General features: G+C 40.6%; 10 protein-coding genes. 8 read left to right on the top strand and 2 right to left on the bottom strand.

Features of this window, described 5'->3' with window-relative positions; translation table 11 throughout:
• The first annotated feature begins 52 nt into the window (after positions 1-52).
• The 4 genes from V7K44_RS05455 to V7K44_RS05440 all read left to right on the top strand — a co-directional run bounded on the left by V7K44_RS05455 (position 53) and on the right by V7K44_RS05440 (position 4622).
• Positions 53-1486 carry a cytochrome c gene (locus V7K44_RS05455; protein WP_334929392.1) on the top strand — a complete coding sequence of 478 codons (1434 nt, stop codon included), beginning with the start codon at positions 53-55 and terminating at the stop codon, positions 1484-1486.
• Positions 1487-1578: 92 nt separating this feature from the next.
• The gene (locus V7K44_RS05450) at positions 1579-3219 is read left to right on the top strand and encodes a lipoxygenase family protein (RefSeq protein WP_334929390.1); all 1641 of its coding nucleotides are present in this window, start codon (positions 1579-1581) and stop codon (positions 3217-3219) included.
• 29 nt (positions 3220-3248) lie between these two features.
• A complete protein-coding gene (locus V7K44_RS05445) occupies positions 3249-3557 on the top strand; it encodes a putative quinol monooxygenase (protein ID WP_094352971.1) in 309 nt (102 codons plus the stop codon).
• Between the two features lie 12 nt (positions 3558-3569).
• Positions 3570-4622: a saccharopine dehydrogenase family protein gene (locus V7K44_RS05440; RefSeq protein WP_334929387.1), complete on the top strand. Its 1053-nt coding sequence runs from the start codon at positions 3570-3572 to the stop codon at positions 4620-4622.
• A 234-nt stretch (positions 4623-4856) separates the two neighbouring features.
• On the opposite strand, the gene V7K44_RS05435 is transcribed toward V7K44_RS05440, so the two are convergent.
• Entirely contained in the window at positions 4857-9107 is a 4251-nt protein-coding gene (locus V7K44_RS05435; protein WP_334929385.1) for a S8 family serine peptidase, read from the bottom strand.
• Between the two features lie 358 nt (positions 9108-9465).
• Between V7K44_RS05435 and V7K44_RS05430 the strand changes: the two genes are divergently transcribed.
• From V7K44_RS05430 to V7K44_RS05415, 4 genes are all read left to right on the top strand, one after another.
• The gene (locus V7K44_RS05430) at positions 9466-10917 is read left to right on the top strand and encodes a M50 family metallopeptidase (protein ID WP_334929383.1); all 1452 of its coding nucleotides are present in this window, start codon (positions 9466-9468) and stop codon (positions 10915-10917) included.
• Between the two features lie 51 nt (positions 10918-10968).
• A complete protein-coding gene (locus V7K44_RS05425; RefSeq protein WP_334929380.1) occupies positions 10969-12390 on the top strand; it encodes an HlyD family secretion protein in 1422 nt (473 codons plus the stop codon).
• A 95-nt stretch (positions 12391-12485) separates the two neighbouring features.
• A complete protein-coding gene (locus V7K44_RS33105) occupies positions 12486-12641 on the top strand; it encodes a DUF389 domain-containing protein (protein ID WP_442940662.1) in 156 nt (51 codons plus the stop codon).
• Between the two features lie 47 nt (positions 12642-12688).
• Positions 12689-14242: a cation:proton antiporter gene (locus V7K44_RS05415; RefSeq protein ID WP_334929429.1), complete on the top strand. Its 1554-nt coding sequence runs from the start codon at positions 12689-12691 to the stop codon at positions 14240-14242.
• Between the two features lie 327 nt (positions 14243-14569).
• Here the strand turns inward: V7K44_RS05415 and V7K44_RS05410 are convergent, their stop codons facing one another.
• On the bottom strand, positions 14570-16204 hold the full coding sequence (locus V7K44_RS05410; RefSeq protein WP_334929378.1) for an alpha-D-glucose phosphate-specific phosphoglucomutase: 1635 nt from the start codon (positions 16202-16204) through the stop codon (positions 14570-14572).
• Between the last annotated feature and the right edge of the window lie 128 nt (positions 16205-16332).

Raw genomic sequence — 16332 nt, 5'->3', positions numbered from 1 at the left:
GTATATTCCTGCACTACAAACAGATTCTTCTGCAAAGGAGCAAAAGAGTGCCATGACAATACTCAAAGACAAAATAAGTAGGGTAATCACAAGCATTGTTTTAATTGTGATCCTTTTAGGTGGTGTAGTTGGGTATGTGGGATGGTACAACCTTTTTCGAGAGGTTCCCACATATTATGAATCGCCTGAAGAACACTTTAAATATGGTTCTATTGGCACAGAAGAAGCGCAAGGTGTTCCCTATTGGATTTGGCTGGTACTACCACGAATATTCCCTGATAAATTACCAAGCCCAGGTGGTTATACTTCCTTGGGAATCACATGGGAAGAGGGTAAAGAAATGCCAGTTGGGTTTACGAAAAAAACCATTGGCTTCCCTCGCGTCGGTATAACTTGCGCTGTTTGCCATACTGCTACCTATAGAAAAACAGAGAAAGATAAACCCACAATTGTGGCCGCTGCTCCTGCTAATAAGTTTGATTCGCAAGGCTATTTACGATTTTTGAGTGCAACTGCTGGTGATGCCAGATTTACAGCAGATTATATCCTTGACGAAATCAAATATAATTACAACCTTTCCTGGTTAGAAAACTTACTTTATCGCTATGTGCTAATTCCTCAAACTAAGAAAGCGCTGCTGCAACAAAAAGAAGACTATAGTTGGACAGATTCTCGCCCTAACTGGGGGCCTGGTCGAATTGATCCTTTTAATCCGGTTAAATTCAATACTTTAAAGTTGCCCAAAGATAACACTATTGGCAACTCTGATATGATGCCTCTTTGGAATCAAAAGATGCACAAAGGCTTTGCACTCCATTGGGATGGGTTAGAAACTTCACTAACAGAAACTGTTCAAACTGGAGCAATTGGCGATGGTGCTACCAAAAAATCACTTCCTGTAGCCGATTTACAACGATTAGAAGATTTTATTCAAGAACTACCACCTCCTAAATATCCATTTGCTATTGATGAGCAAGTGGCTACAAAAGGAAGTCAAATTTTTGCTAATACTTGTGCATCTTGTCACGCTTTTGGTGGGGAAAGAACGGGTACTGTTATCCCCGTGGAAGAAGTGGGAACTGACCGCCATCGGTTAGATATGTGGACGCAAGAAGGAGCGGATACTTACAATCATTTTGGTGATGGCTACCCTTGGGACTTTAAAAACTTACGTAAAACCAATGGGTATGTATCTGTTTCCCTAGATGGGTTATGGTTAAGAGCGCCATATTTACATAATGGTTCAGTCCCATCTCTACAAGATTTGTTCGAGAAACCAGAGAATCGTCCTCAAGTTTTCTATCGGGGATATGATGTTTACGACCCGAAAAAAGTTGGTTTTATTACTGAGGGAGATGAAGCCAAAGCTATAGGTTTTAAATACGATACCACGGTAACTGCTAATTCAAATCAGGGACATATTTATGGCACTGATTTATCTGATGACAATAAAAAAGCTTTGATTGAATATCTGAAAACTCTGTAATGAAATTTGTTTGCTGAATCCTGATGTGATTTAGTAACTTTCTGACGTTAATCATTTACTACAGACGCTAAAAAACCGAATTGGAGATAATCGTGAAACCATATTTACCACAAAAAGATTCTGATGTTAATGTCCGAATCAATTGGCTAGATAGAAATCGAGAAGAGTACAAATTTAATTACGATTATTTAGCTCCTCTACCAGTCATTGATAAAGTTCCTCATAAGGAAATATTCTCGGCGGAATATACTGCTAAACGTTTGGCAAGTATGGCAACTCTTGCACCAAATATGCTAGCTGCCAAAGCCAGAAATTTCTTAGATCCATTAGATGAATTGGAAGAATATGAAGAACTTTTGTCACTCCTACCCAAACCCGATGTCATAAAAAATTACAAAACAGACTCTTGTTTTGCAGAACAACGACTCTCTGGAGCAAACCCATTAGCTATCCAAAAAATTGATGTATTACCTGATAATTTTGCTGTCACAGATGCACATTTTCAGAAGGTTGCAGGTACAGGATTTACTTTGGAAAAGGCACTTAAGGAAGGCAAGCTGTATTTCTTAGATTATCCTCTGTTATCTGATATTAAAGGTGGTGTCTATGAGAATGTTAAAAAGTACCTTCCCAAGCCACAAGCTCTATTTTATTGGCAAAGTAATGATAGTTATAATGGTGGTTCTCTAGTACCTGTTGCCATTCAGATTAATCATGACTCTGGTGGAAAAAGCGTGATTTATACACCAGATGATCCTCATTTAGATTGGTTTTTGGCAAAAACCTGCGTTCAAATTGCTGATGGCAACCATCAAGAATTGGGTAGTCATTTTGCCTATACCCATGCAGTTATGGCTCCGTTTGCAATTGTAACTGCGCGGCAACTAGCAGAAAATCATCCCATCGCTTTACTGTTAAAACCCCACTTCCGTTTCATGCTATTTGATAACGATTTGGGACGCACTCAGTTTTTACAACCTGGAGGCCCGGTTGATGAGTTTATGGCAGGTTCCTTGGCGGAGTCTCTTGGATTTGTAGCAAAAGTTTATGGAGAATGGAGTGTAGAAAAATTTACCTTCCCTCGGTTAATAAAAAGTCGCCGAACGGATGACCCAGAAATTTTACCGCACTTTCCTTTCCGGGACGATGGCATATTAATTTGGAATGCTGTCGAAAAGTTTGTGGCTGAATACTTGCAACTCTATTACAAAACCTCACAGGATATCAGTGACGACTATGAGTTGCAAAATTGGGCTAGAGAATTAGTAGCCCAAGATGGTGGTAGAGTCAAGGGAATGCCAGCCAAGATTGAGACTCTAGAACAACTGATTGAAATCATCAGTGTGGTAGTATTCACTTGCGCTCCTCTACACTCTGCTTTGAATTTTTCTCAGTACGAATATATGGCTTTTGTACCCAATATGCCCTATGCAGCCTACCACCCAATTCCAGAAACTAAGGGCGTGGACTTGGAAACTATCATGAAGATACTTCCTCCCTTTAAACAAGCTGCCGATCAGGTGATGTGGACTGAGATTTTAACATCTTACCACTATGACAAATTGGGTTTTTATGATGAGGAGTTTGCCGATCCATTGGCGCAAGAAATTGTGGTGCAATTTCAACAGAATTTGCATGAAATAGAACGGCAAATAGACATTAGAAATCAAACTCGTCCCATACCTTACAACTACTTCAAGCCTTCGCAAATTATTAATAGCATTAATACTTGAATTAGTTTTAGTAAAAAAGAGGAATCACAATGTCAAATCAGCAAGTAACCGTCACCGCTCGACTAAAAGTCAAGCCAGGTTTGGAAGATAATTTCAAGCAGGAATTTCAACCTGTAATAGCTCTCACTCTTACAGAAGAAGGTTGTATTAATTACGATTTGCACCAATCTGTTGACGACCCATCTTTGTTTCTATTACATGAAAACTGGGTCAGCCAGGAAATTTTAGCTCAACACCTAGAGCAGCCCTATATTAAAGCTTTAGGGGAAAAATCAGGACAATTTTTAGTTGAACCACCTGAAGTCAGGTTATGGCAGCAGATTGCGAACAACTCCTAGCTGGTGATAATAATGACATCAAGGGTGTTATTGTATGGTGCAACTGGCTATGCTGGAAAACTCATTGCTGAATCTGCTAAAAATAACGGACTGGAATTAATTTTAGCTGGACGCAATCAAAGTTCACTAGCAGCAGTAGCCAAGGAATTAAGTTTGGACTTTCGGGTTTTTGGCTTAGATGATCGGCAAGCGATCGCTCGCTCTCTTGAGGATATAATTGCTGTCATCAATTGCTCTGGGCCTTTCTCTAAAACCTCAAAGCCACTTGTCGATGCTTGCCTCCAAACTAAAACTCACTATTTAGACATAGCTGGCGAAATACCTGAATTTCAGACGCTACAGGCACGAGATACTGAGGCTAAAAGTGCAGGGATAATGCTTCTCCCTGGTGTGGGATTTGGGGTTGTCCCTACTGATTGTGTAGCTGCTTACCTCAAACAGAAGTTAGCAGCTGCAACACGACTGATTTTAATCTATGAAACAATGGGCGGTGTATCTCAGGGAACTGCAAATACAGTACTGCCAACTTTACATCATATCGGGGTAGTCCGAGAAGCAGGTAAGCTCATGCCATCTCGCCCAGCATCGAAAAGGCGTAAAGTTGATTTTGGTTATGGCCCGGTGACAGCAGTAACAAACCCTTGGCGTGCTGATATTATCACTGCGTTCCTAACTACGGGTATTCCCAATATTGAGGTTTATACCGTATTTCCTAATCCTGTGCGCTTCTTGATGGAGTCGAGCCAGTATTTGGGATGGTTATTTAACTCGTCTTTATTCCAAAGTGCTTTAGCAAGTCTAATTAAAACTCTACCCACTGGGCCAACGGCAGCAGAACGCGCCAAGGGGGAAGTTAGAGTAATTGGTATTGCTGAGGATGAAACTGGTCAACAAGTAACTGCAAAGCTCTTAGGGCCGGAAGCATACGATTTTACGGCGTTAGCGGCTGTAGCAGTGAGCAAACGGGTGATTCAAGGCAAAGTTAAGGTAGGATTCCAGACTCCTGCATCTGTATATGGCGCAGATTTTGTTCTTGAAATTCCGGGAGTTACCGGGTTCGAGTAAGAATATAGCAGAAAGCTGGGTTTTTTAGCCTTGATAGCGAAAAAACCCAGCTTTTTTTGTATCTATACTTAGGGCTTGCTGACTTTGTGCATTTATTTTAAGCCGTTTTGTTTACAAGGTTAAAAGAGATGTGATCGCGTGATATCAAACTTGGTTGGAGAGGAGTTGCGATGCTTTACTATTTAAGGTAACAAAAAGCTGATTTTTCCTCTCCTGAGTTATACTAACTGTTTGTTAAGCTATGCCAAGTCGTGCAGTCACAAACTTTACTAGAGCATTTATTGCTGCAATCCAAAGCACTTCATCTCCTGGGATTAGAGCGCCAAACATAATCGCAGCAGCAGCTAATACAATACCTACCACAGCTAATGCAATAGCTGCTCCATTAACAAAAATGCCAATATTTTTGGCAATACCACCGATCCAATCCTCAACATCTGGGTTTTTCTCAAGGAAAATACGATAAGCCTCTTCTTGGTTCTCACCAGATGCAACAATTATTTTTATAAATTCAGCAACTTTTTCTTGTGCTGAAGATCTTTCTATTTTCCTGTGATACCTTCCGTCAAAACTATGTTTCACAGTAATTTGCAGGCTTAAATCATCATTAAACGGATACTTAATAATGGTTTGCTCAACACCTAAATCAATCTTACCTTGATAGTATCCGGGATTTATGGAGAAATCTGCGGCAATTGAGTCATTACCAATTTGAAAACTTACCCTACCATCTTTATCAATCTTAACCCCGAACTGGTTAGCAATATTAGTAAAAAAGTTTTGAATTTTTAAAATATCTTGATTCCCTAAAACAATAGGAGCGTTGTCATTGTATATAACATGCGCTCTACCTTGCATATTATATTCTCCCTCCACTAAATATAGTCCATTCAGAAGGTAGATAGAGGTCAACAAAGGTCGAGACGGAATAGATATAGGAAAATCAAGATCATTCCCTATTGGTAGATCAATTTTATTGTCTTTATCATTATCACCACCAGAAGTTCCAGAATTCTTGCCCAACGCACTCAAAGGATCTACCTTAGTTTTCCCATCTGGTAAAGTTACATGAACATGAGTATGCCGACCTGTAGCCTTACCGGTACTACCTTCATTACCAATATAATCTCCAGCTTTAATTTGTTGTCCTACTTTTAAAGTAGGATTGAAGCCAGCAAAATGGACGTAGTAAAAATATCTCTGTAGCTCTGGATTCCATATTTGGACATAGTTACCACCGTACTGATCCTTACCAATATATTTAACAACTCCACTTGTTAAAGCATAAACTTTGTAAGGATATTGACCCTGATTAACAGAATCAATTGCATTATGAGCAGAACTAGGGTACGAAGTAATTACACCATTACCACCATACAAACGTTTTAAGTAGTCAGCATAACTAGTAATTGGTTGATTATTATTAGTACCGGAACCGCTGCTACCAGGGGTTTCATTTCCAGGTAATCCTTCTGGATATCCGTAAATGTAGGCACTAGGAACCCAGTAATTTGTTCCCTTAACCCTAAACCAACGATTATCAGGAGTTCCTACCTTATAATCCTTAACTGTATCCCCATACGTCCAAGCATCGAATTCTAGCCATTTCCCATAGGGTTCAGCCTTACCACTTTTATCATTGAGGTGAGGACTGTTACGCAGAGCTACACCAATCCCTGGCATTACCCAACCCCTAAAATTCTTCAGCTTGATATTATTATCTGGTTTGGGAGTAGGTACAGGTTGAGATGGTGTACCACTGCCATTACGATAAGCCGTCGCTCTGCTACCATTCCAAATAATGTAGCCGTTAGCGAAATACTGAATGACAACTCCGTTACCTTGCCCAATTTCTGCACTCTTTGGCGCACCTAGCCAACCATTTAACCCACTTGTATTTAAGTAAGTCTGACGAATACCTCCGTAAATGGGGTATGTTCCATACTGACTGCTAACAATCGAGCCGCGTTCAAATAACTGATAGGTTACGCCATTGGAATAATTAATTACTCCTGAAATAGGGTTGCCAAGTGTGCCTCGGTAATTGGTGTAAACAGGGTAAAAATTGCCATCAACTCTGTAACCATTAATGGTAGTAGAAGTTGTTGGTGGTGCAGGCTGATAATTAACTGTATTGTTGAGATTGACAGTAGGAGCCGAAACCTGTCTAGGAACATAGATTGTTTGCCCCGCATAAATCCGATTGGGATTAGCAATACCATTTCTCTGGGCTATGAAATTGTAATACGGTGCAGTGCCATTACCCATTGTCCTGAGTGCAATTCCACTCAGGGTATCGCCAGCTCGAATTTTATAAGCATCCCAATCGTAATATTTACCGTTAAACTCAACAGAAACCGCTCGTTCGCTAGGTGTAACTTTACCTTCACCACCCCAAGTAGTCGGTGTTAAAAAAGCTGCCGGGTTGTAAACTTCTGGTGTCGTTTTCCCTGCTACGCTCACTGCAACTGCGATATTTAACAAGCCTGCACCAGTTTCCGCATCCCATCCTGGTGTCTTCAAATCCGTTGCTGTAGATTTGATAATTTCTATCACCTGACGGTAACTTAACTGTGGGTTCGCCGCCCAAACTTGAGATGCTGCACCTGTGACTTTCGCTGCTGCTACCGATGTTCCCGCCATCGCCCCCACACCATCGCCTGTACTGGAAACTATCGGTTTTTCGTTAGTACCGCCAGCAGCCAAAATATCTAATCCGTCGCCATAACTAGAATAGTCCGCTCTGTCCAAGCCATCAGCAGCACCAACAGTAATAATATTGTCAAACTCCTGAGACGCTTGACCTAAAGCAGACATTACCCCGCCATCATTGCCAGATGCAACCACAATTAGCACCCCATTTTGACGGGCATACTCAATTGCAGTTCTTTCTGCTGGTGTAAATTCATAACGAGTAGTAACGCTACCATCTGGGTTGACTTGCGTCAAATCCAAACTCAAATTTACCACTGCATTTGGCTGTCCAGAAACCTTAGCAGCATCGACAAATTCAACTAGCGAATCTGCCCACTTTCCAGAACCAATTGCCCGTCCTACCCAAACAGGCGCATCATCATTAATACCGTCAATCCCAACGTCATTATTCTGAGTAGCAGCAATAACTCCTAAAACATGAGTACCATGTTCGTTACCTTCACCAGATGCAAGTAAAGGGTTAGCATCGCCATTAACTCGGTCTTGTCCTAAAATAATCCGACTGTAGTCAATATCAGGATTATCACCACTAAAACCTGTATCAATAATGCCTACTAGCGGCTGGTCAGCTTTCGGAAATTCAAACTGGCTAATTACCGAACTATCTACTATCTCTATTTCCTCTGTAGCGTCAGGTATCTCTACTACAGTTACATCAGTTAGATCAAAATCTGCAATCTCATTTCCTGTAAAATCATCAACTGGCTCTGGATTAATGTCTAAATTTCCATCACTGGGATAATCAATAATGTCCAAGTCATTGGCATCAGGCATAACGTAAGCTTCGGCATAATCTACCAGCGCCTTACCTATTTCCGTATCTCGCCAATCACGCCCTGAATTAATAACATCATCCAGCAGTTCCGCTTTACCCGTAGCCCCCCGCACTTGGAAGACAATATCATTGTAGTCTTTATCGCTACGAACATCTAACCGCAAATCTTCCAGTGCAAAAGTGTTACCATCGCCCGTTACATCTGCTATCTGCCCAACATGGAAAGCATCATTGGGGTTGGCGGTAGCAAGGGAGAACAAGGGACGCACAGCACCATCAACACCAGGGTTATTAAATACTTGCTCAACCCTACCATTGGGAACAAGCATAAAACCAAACTCATCCCCTGGACGCATTGAGAAAGTCTTTACCCCTTGATATTCCCCAGAGTTGAAATTAGCCTCCCAATTTAGATTTGCGCTAAACCGCGCCCCTTCGGTAGAGTCAAAAATTACCACATGACCCAACTCAGAACTACTTAATGCCCGTTGTGCAGCTTCTTGAATAAACTCTTGGGAACCTGGTTCAAAACCATCGATACCATCCAAGCTAAAGATGGCAAGTTCTCCTTTATATCCACCACCATCAAACAGGAAATCTATTTCAACTTCTCCTGTTTCTCCCACAGTAAAGACACCTGAATCAAAGGTTGGCTCAGGATTGGCTACAGCAATCACTATATCTGAGTTTTCAGCAGTGAAAAATTCTACTGGTTCTAAGTCTGCATCTGAAAATTCAATATCGGTAATACTGTGATTAAGATCAATATCCAGTGCTTCGACATGATGTACAGGAGTATCAAAAGTATCTTCAACTTGATTAATATTCAGCAATAGAGGGTCGGGAATATCATCTCCTCCATCAAATACCCCAGAAGGGGTCAATATTGGCTCCAAGATAAATGCTTTTATCTGAGGAGTATTCTGCTTTTTGTTATTTCGTTTAGAACCATTATCGGCAGAATCTTTTTTGAATAAAAAATTGGAACGCTTCATTCCTACTCCCTAATTTAATTGTAGATTTGCTGATAACTAAAAACACTTACTTAAATAAGAATTTAAATCATTTTTTTCCTTTATTAGCTCAGTATATTTACATACTTTTATAAAAAACTTCAACCAAAAAAATGCTATTTTGGGCATTAAAAAATGAATTATTTGTGAATAAAAGCTTGAAAAGCTGACTGTTTATGATTTTTATTTTTATAGAAGAAACACTGATGTTATTTGTATTACAAAAAACATAAGTTAGTAGCTTAACCAGATGATGCAAGTAAAAGCACAGTTGTAATTTTTACTTAAACATTTACTTAAACAATTTACTTTTTGCTATTAATGCATCTCCAAATTGCTTATGAATTCTGATGCTAGTTTTGATAATTTACACAATCAAAGTTGTCCCGACTTGCGAATATATTGGCAAATAGAAAAGATTCGTAATTATGAACAATTTATTTTGAAGTCAAAAGATAATTCTTTGCAATTTCGTTTTAATGCAACTGAAGGCTATGCCTTGCAGCATTTCAATGGACAATGGACAATTGAACAAGTTCAAAAACGCTGTACACAAAAGTTTGGTGAAGTTATTTATGCTGATTTTTTAGAGGAACTATTACACAAACTAGTTACTTTAGGGATTTTGGTGGATACTATTGATGAAAATAGCGACAATATAGCAACTATACCAACTAATTCATCAAATTATCCTCATCTCAAAGCCTACATACAGTGGATTGCTCACCCAGAAGGCTACTGGATTCTTCGTAATCCAGAGGATGTTACATATTTAGAATTAGATAATCGTTGTAAAATTGCAATTGAATTGCTAGGAAAACTTCCACTATCTGCTATTTGTCAAAAATGCGAAATTAGTCCAGAACAATTGCGTTATCTTCTGCAATTACTGACAGCTACTGCTATGCTGGAAGGGACAAAACCACCAAAGCCGCCACGTAAAAAGTTTACACCACTGCAATTAATATCTTTTAAAGTGCGGTTATTTAATCCTGATACTTGGTTAAATAAACCTGCTTCTTTATTGCATTGGATTTGGACAATGCCTGTTTTTGTCTGTTTATGTTTATTTATAGCGTGTTCAACAGTTGTAGGTTTAGACATACAAAGGCAACTTATTGCAACTGGAAGCGCACTAATGTCTCATCAAGGTGCTGCATTAATGCTTCCTTTTGGTCTATTAGTAATGATGGTAGTCACTATTCACGAATTAGGTCATGCATTGACCCTCAAACATTACGGCGGTATTGTTCCAGAAGTAGGACTGCTGTTTATGTTTTTCATACCTGCTGCTTATACCAATACTACTGATGCTTACTGTTTAGTCAAACGCCGACAAAGGGTATTTGTAGTAGCGGCTGGTGTTCTTACACAGTTAGTAATAGGTGCATTAGCACTTTGGTTATGGTGCTTTTCAGTGGAGAGTAGCTGGTTGCATCATACAAGTTATCTGTTATTAATAGCATCCTTATTTACTGTAGCAGTTAATTTAAATCCACTGTCAAAATTTGATGGCTATTATTTAGCAGTTGCATTGAGTGGGATTAATAATTTGCGTTCCCGTTCCTTTGGATTTTACGCCAATTTACTCAAAGGTAATTGGGATGAAGAAAAGCCCAGCGATCGATTTATTTTAGCTGCTTATGCGCCATTTAGTTTGCTGTATACCCTGCTAGTTTTTGGTAGTTTGTTATCATTTTTAATCCATTGGATTGTCTACTATATCCCAATTACAGCAATAATTATGCTGTTGTTATGGGCAATTTATTACATATTTCCACGCCCAGCTTAAGCAATATTTAATTCTCATTTCCCAACTTACATACATTGACATCTACTTATTATGAAAACTGAATATCCTAATTCTTCTGATTCCAACCAGATAATTAATTCTAAAGCTTCACAACATCGTTTGCGATTTCAAGTTTTACCACCGAATAAGAACTTGCCCAAAAATGATCTTGTTCCTGCACAGCCAGTAGAAGAAAAGCCAGTTTCTAGCACAAATCAATCAGAATCAAAACATTTTTCTTATACTAAATGGCTAATTTTTGGTAGTCTGATCGTAACAGCAGGTGCTATCAGTCAAATCTCAGTTTATCCAGAAATAAAAGCAGAAGCATGGCTAGAATCTTCCCCTGATGCACGTCAAGTAGTTCAGATGGAAATACCGGGTAAGATTATAAAAATTCTGGTTAAACCCAACCAATATATCCCAAAAAATGACAAAATTGCTCTGGTATCCAGTGAAGAACTAGATGAAGATATTCAGGAATGGAATTTACGATTGCAAGAAAGAGTTTCTGCTCTAGAATCTTCTAAAAACCAAATATCAACAACTGAAGCTCAACTAAACCAGGCTCAGATACTAGAAGAAAGTGCACATTTTCGAGTTGAGCAATTGCAACAGGAAATTAAATCGATAGAAATAGGCGTCCCTACACCACAAAATCAATCAAGATTAAGCCAAATTAACAGTTTAAAAGAAAATATTAAAAGCTTTGAAACATCAATCAATAATTATGAAAAACTTGCTAGACAAGGAGTATATCCATCTGAAAGAGTTAATGAAATAAAACGTCAAAAATTAATGATTGAGGCAGGGATTTCTGAAATTCAGGCGCAATTTGAAGCAACGAAAAAGCAATTTCAAGATGAAGTTAAATTAAAGCAAGATGAACTTAACTCAAAGCAAGATGAATTAAAACGCTTGATTACTTCGCGTCAGGTGACAGAAGCTCAAATGAAAGCAGCTTTGGCAACAGTAAATAGCCAAATACCGATGATTGAAAAATTACAAAATGAAGTAAAGACTCGCCAAAATCGACAGTTTCAAAATAAGGTACTACGTGCCCCCATGAGTGGAACAGTGATTACTCCCAATTTGTACCAATTGGTGGGTAAGACGATGCCAAAAGGAGAACAAATACTGGAAATTGCCGATCCTACTCAATTGGTGGCAATTATTGAGGTGCGACAGGAAGATGGAGATTTGGTAAAACCTGGTGCATCGGTGACTTTTAACCCTCCAGAACCAGGTTTAGCACCTTTTACTACTAAGATTAAAGAAATTTCTCCAGTGATGAGAAGGGATGAACAGATGCAAAAGTCGGTGCTGCGGGTAATTGCTGTGATTGATAGTTCTTCTGAGACACTTAAGCCCAATGCTAAAATGTATGCAAAAATTTCGTCACCTCATCCAGTATCCCTTTACGAAAATGTACGCCGGGAGTTTTTGAATTTATTTAAAGTGCGATCGCTTTAATGGGGATAAATCAAGGTGTAAGGTATATAGTGAAACCAGCTAAATATCCGCGGTAGTGTCGCCACGCCTAAAGATACCGAAAGTACCAGCATAAACTGGTTGAGATTGTTTGTAATGACTTTCTTGGCGATCGCTTCGCTGTTGCCCTCATCCCTCTCATTTGTGTAATTGGCTTAGGCTTGGCACAAGGAAATTGGTCACTCAGTTTCGGGGCAACCCACACCCTGAACTTGCTAATTTGGCATGAATGAAGAGAGAATCTATCAGTCAAGTCAAACTAACTCTCCAAAACGCAATAGTGGATGTTACCGAATTAGTTAAAGTTTCAATTATTCTCTTGGTTGTGGCTACAGGAGTAGCTTTGCTATCCCGACGGTTGGGAATTCCTTATGTTACGGGTTTAGTATTAGCAGGTTTGCCCATCACTGAGTTATTGTCTCGTCGGATTGGTTTAAGTCCAACCCTTGTTTTGGATCTTTTCCTGCCAATTCTCATCTTTGAAGCTGGTATTAATACAGATGTTAGCCGCCTACGCAGCACCTTTAAACCAATTGCCCTACTAGCTGGGCCAGGGTCTTTGGTTTCCAGTGCGATTATTGCCGTCCTGTTGAAATTTGGGCTGGGACTGAGTTGGATACCTGCGTTATTTGTCGGAGTAATTCTGGCAAACACTGATACTGTTTCCATGATTGCTGTATTTAAGGATATACCAGTACCCTCGCGGCTTTCCACCATCGTTGAAGGAGAAACCCTATTCAATGATGCCGCTGCCCTAGTTTCCTTCAACTTGATTGTGCAAGTATATTCAACAGGCTCACTCACATTTATAGAGGGAATCCAACAACTGCTATTTATCTCTCTAGGAGGCTGCGTTGTGGGGTTAGTTTTGGGCTACTTGAGTATACCTGTATTCGCCCGTTTAGATGATGCTCTTAGCAGTCTTTTGCTGACAGTCGCAGTTGCATTAGGAACTTTTCAGGTTGGGCAATTTCTCGGTGTATCAGGCCCTGTGGCCGTAGTTGTCGCTGGATTAATTTTCGGGAATTTTGGGCTTTCTCGCAATACTTCTGCTTCTAGCCGCATTACCTTGTTGAGTTTCTGGGAATATGCCAGTTTTACTGTCAACACCTTTATATTTCTGTTGATTGGTGTAGAAATAAATTTGGTAACGCTCTGGAAAACTTTACCTGCAATTCTACTTGCAGTTTTGGCTTATCAAATCGGGCGAGTTCTTACGGTGTATCCACTGCTAGCAGTAGTTCGTTGGATTGACCGCCCAATTCCGCTGCGCTGGCAACATTTACTGTTTTTAGGCAACATCAAAGGTTCACTCTCAATGGCTCTGGCGTTGAGCTTACCCACTACATTACCAGGGCGAGAAGTCCTGATCGCTATAGTCTTCGGCTGTGTGCTGGTTTCGTTATTGGGACAGGGTTTAAGTTTGCCTTGGGTGGTAAAACGCTTAAAGTTATCTAAATTTTCTGAAGTTCAACAACAGGTTGAAGAGTTGCAAGCCCAGTTGATGACGGGTAAGGCGGCACAAGATGAATTAGATAGCCTGTTAAAATCAGGGGTATTACCAAAAGCCGTTTATGAAGAGATGCGTTCAGCTTATCAGGTACGAATTGCCGGTGCAGAAAAGACACTGCGGGAATTATATAATCGTCGCCCTGATGAGGTAGAAGCTGGAAGTGGCAAGAGCAGTAAACTTGAAGCTATTCGCCGACGTTTACTGCTGGCAGAAAAAGGAGCGCTCAATGAGGCAATGCGGAAGCGAATTCTTTCAGAAGAAATTGTGCGCGGACGGATACAAACTCTCGATGAACAATTACTGAAATTAGAAGATGATTAAGAATATGGGGATTGGGCATGGGTCATAGTCTGGGCTTTATCAATGAACCTTTGAGCTTCGTTATTCTGAAGGGGTGACAAAGAAACAAAGAAGCTGAAGCAGAGAAAATAGAGGATTGTGACCGTTTTCAGGTAAAAAAGATCGGTCAGAGTAAGAACTTTAGTCGTTACTTTATAAGCACTAAAATTCTTACTACAAACCTCAAAACTAGCTTATACCAATTAAATTAATGATTGCAACACATCCTTGGGTAAAGACGCGATTCATCGCGTCTCTACAGAGGGTCTATTTGTCGGATTCTTTTTTCAAGTTGATATTAACAAAGTGCTAGGTGATTACAGTTGGTTGTTCCCGTCCTGTCAGTTCGCGAATCTGGACTATCTCCTGAGCAATAGTGATTAAAGAAGCAAGTGCTTGCTGTGGCTCAAGGTCATGTTTGGCGGGATCTGGCTCGTAGCTTTCTAGATAAACTCTTAGGGTTGCACCTTGAGTGCCCGTGCCAGAAAGTCGCACGACAATGCGGGAGCCATCGGTAAAACCAATGCGAACACCTTGTTGATGGCTAATGCTACCATCAACAGGGTCGGTATAACTAAAGTCATCACTGTATTCAACTTGATAGTTACCGAATTGCTTGCCTTTAAGATTTGGCAATAAGGAACGCAGTCTTTCTATTAAAGTGTTGGCTGGACCTGTCTCTATCTCTTCATAGTCATGGCGAGAGTAATAATTGCGTCCATAGGTTTGCCAGTGTTCCCGGACAATCTGCTCAACAGATTGTTGCCGGACTGCTAGGATATTCAGCCAAAACAGGACAGCCCATAGCCCATCTTTTTCACGGATATGGTTAGAGCCGGTACCAAAACTTTCTTCACCGCACAGAGTTGCTTTCCCCGCGTCTAAGAGATTGCCGAAAAACTTCCAGCCTGTGGGTGTTTCATAAGATTCAATCCCAATCTGAGCAGCAACTCGATCTACTGCTTGGCTAGTAGGCATCGATCGCGCTACCCCGGCTAAACCTGCACTATAACCAGGGACTAGCTTGGCGTTTGCGGCTAACACTGCGAGGCTATCGCTAGGAGTGACAAAGAACTTACGCCCTAAGATCATATTGCGATCGCCATCTCCATCAAAAGCTGCCCCAAAGTCGGGCGCATTCTCTCCGTACAAAATATCCACTAAATCATGGGCATAAACCAGATTTGGGTCAGGGTGGCCGCCGCCAAAGTCTTCTAGGGGTGTACCATTTTGCACAGTTCCCACTGGTGCGCCTAAACGTTGCTCGAAAATAGCATGGGCATAAGGGCCAGCCACCGCATGTAAGGCATCGATGCTGAACCGAAAATTTCCTTTTGTCAACAGTTGGTGAATCCGTTCAAAATCAAACAGCGACTCCATTAACTCTTGATAATCATGTACGGAGTCAATCACCTCAACTACCGTCTCTCCTAAATGTGACTCACCCAAAGTTTCTAAATCTACATCTGATGCTTCCAGAATTTGGTAGCTATCAATCACTTTACTGCGATCGTACATAGCCTCTGTCACCTTTTCCGGCGCTGGGCCACCGTTGTTAATGTTATATTTCACGCCAAAGTCACCATTTGGCCCGCCCGGATTATGGCTAGCAGACAAGATGATGCCACCAATAGCCTCGTACTTGCGAATAATCGCGGAAGTTGCAGGAGTAGACAAAATCCCCCGTTGGCCAACTTTAATCCGCCCAATTCCATTGGCCGCAGCCATTTTCAAAATGATTTGAATGGCTTGGCGATTGTAATAACGGCCATCACCACCCAGGACTATGGTTTGTCCCTGCAAGTCCCCTACAGAATCGAAGATGGATTGGATAAAATTTTCCAGATAGTGGGGCTGCTGAAAAACCTTAACTGCTTTCCGTAGCCCAGAAGTACCAGGCTTTTGGTCGCTGAAGGGAGTAGTAGAGACTTTATGGATGTTCATAGATTTAACAAGGCATTTTTCTTTTACAGCTTTACATAAGTTCGTTACAAAAAAAAATTGCTTACGTATTATCTACCTATCGGCTATCAACTCCCCTATTCTGCGATTCCCGATAGTGCCGCATCACA

The sequence above is a fragment of the Nostoc sp. genome (assembly GCF_036917235.1).
GTDB lineage: Bacteria > Cyanobacteriota > Cyanobacteriia > Cyanobacteriales > Nostocaceae > Nostoc.
Note: the sequence above shows the minus strand (reverse complement) of the source record. Positions and strands in the feature narration are given on the sequence as shown.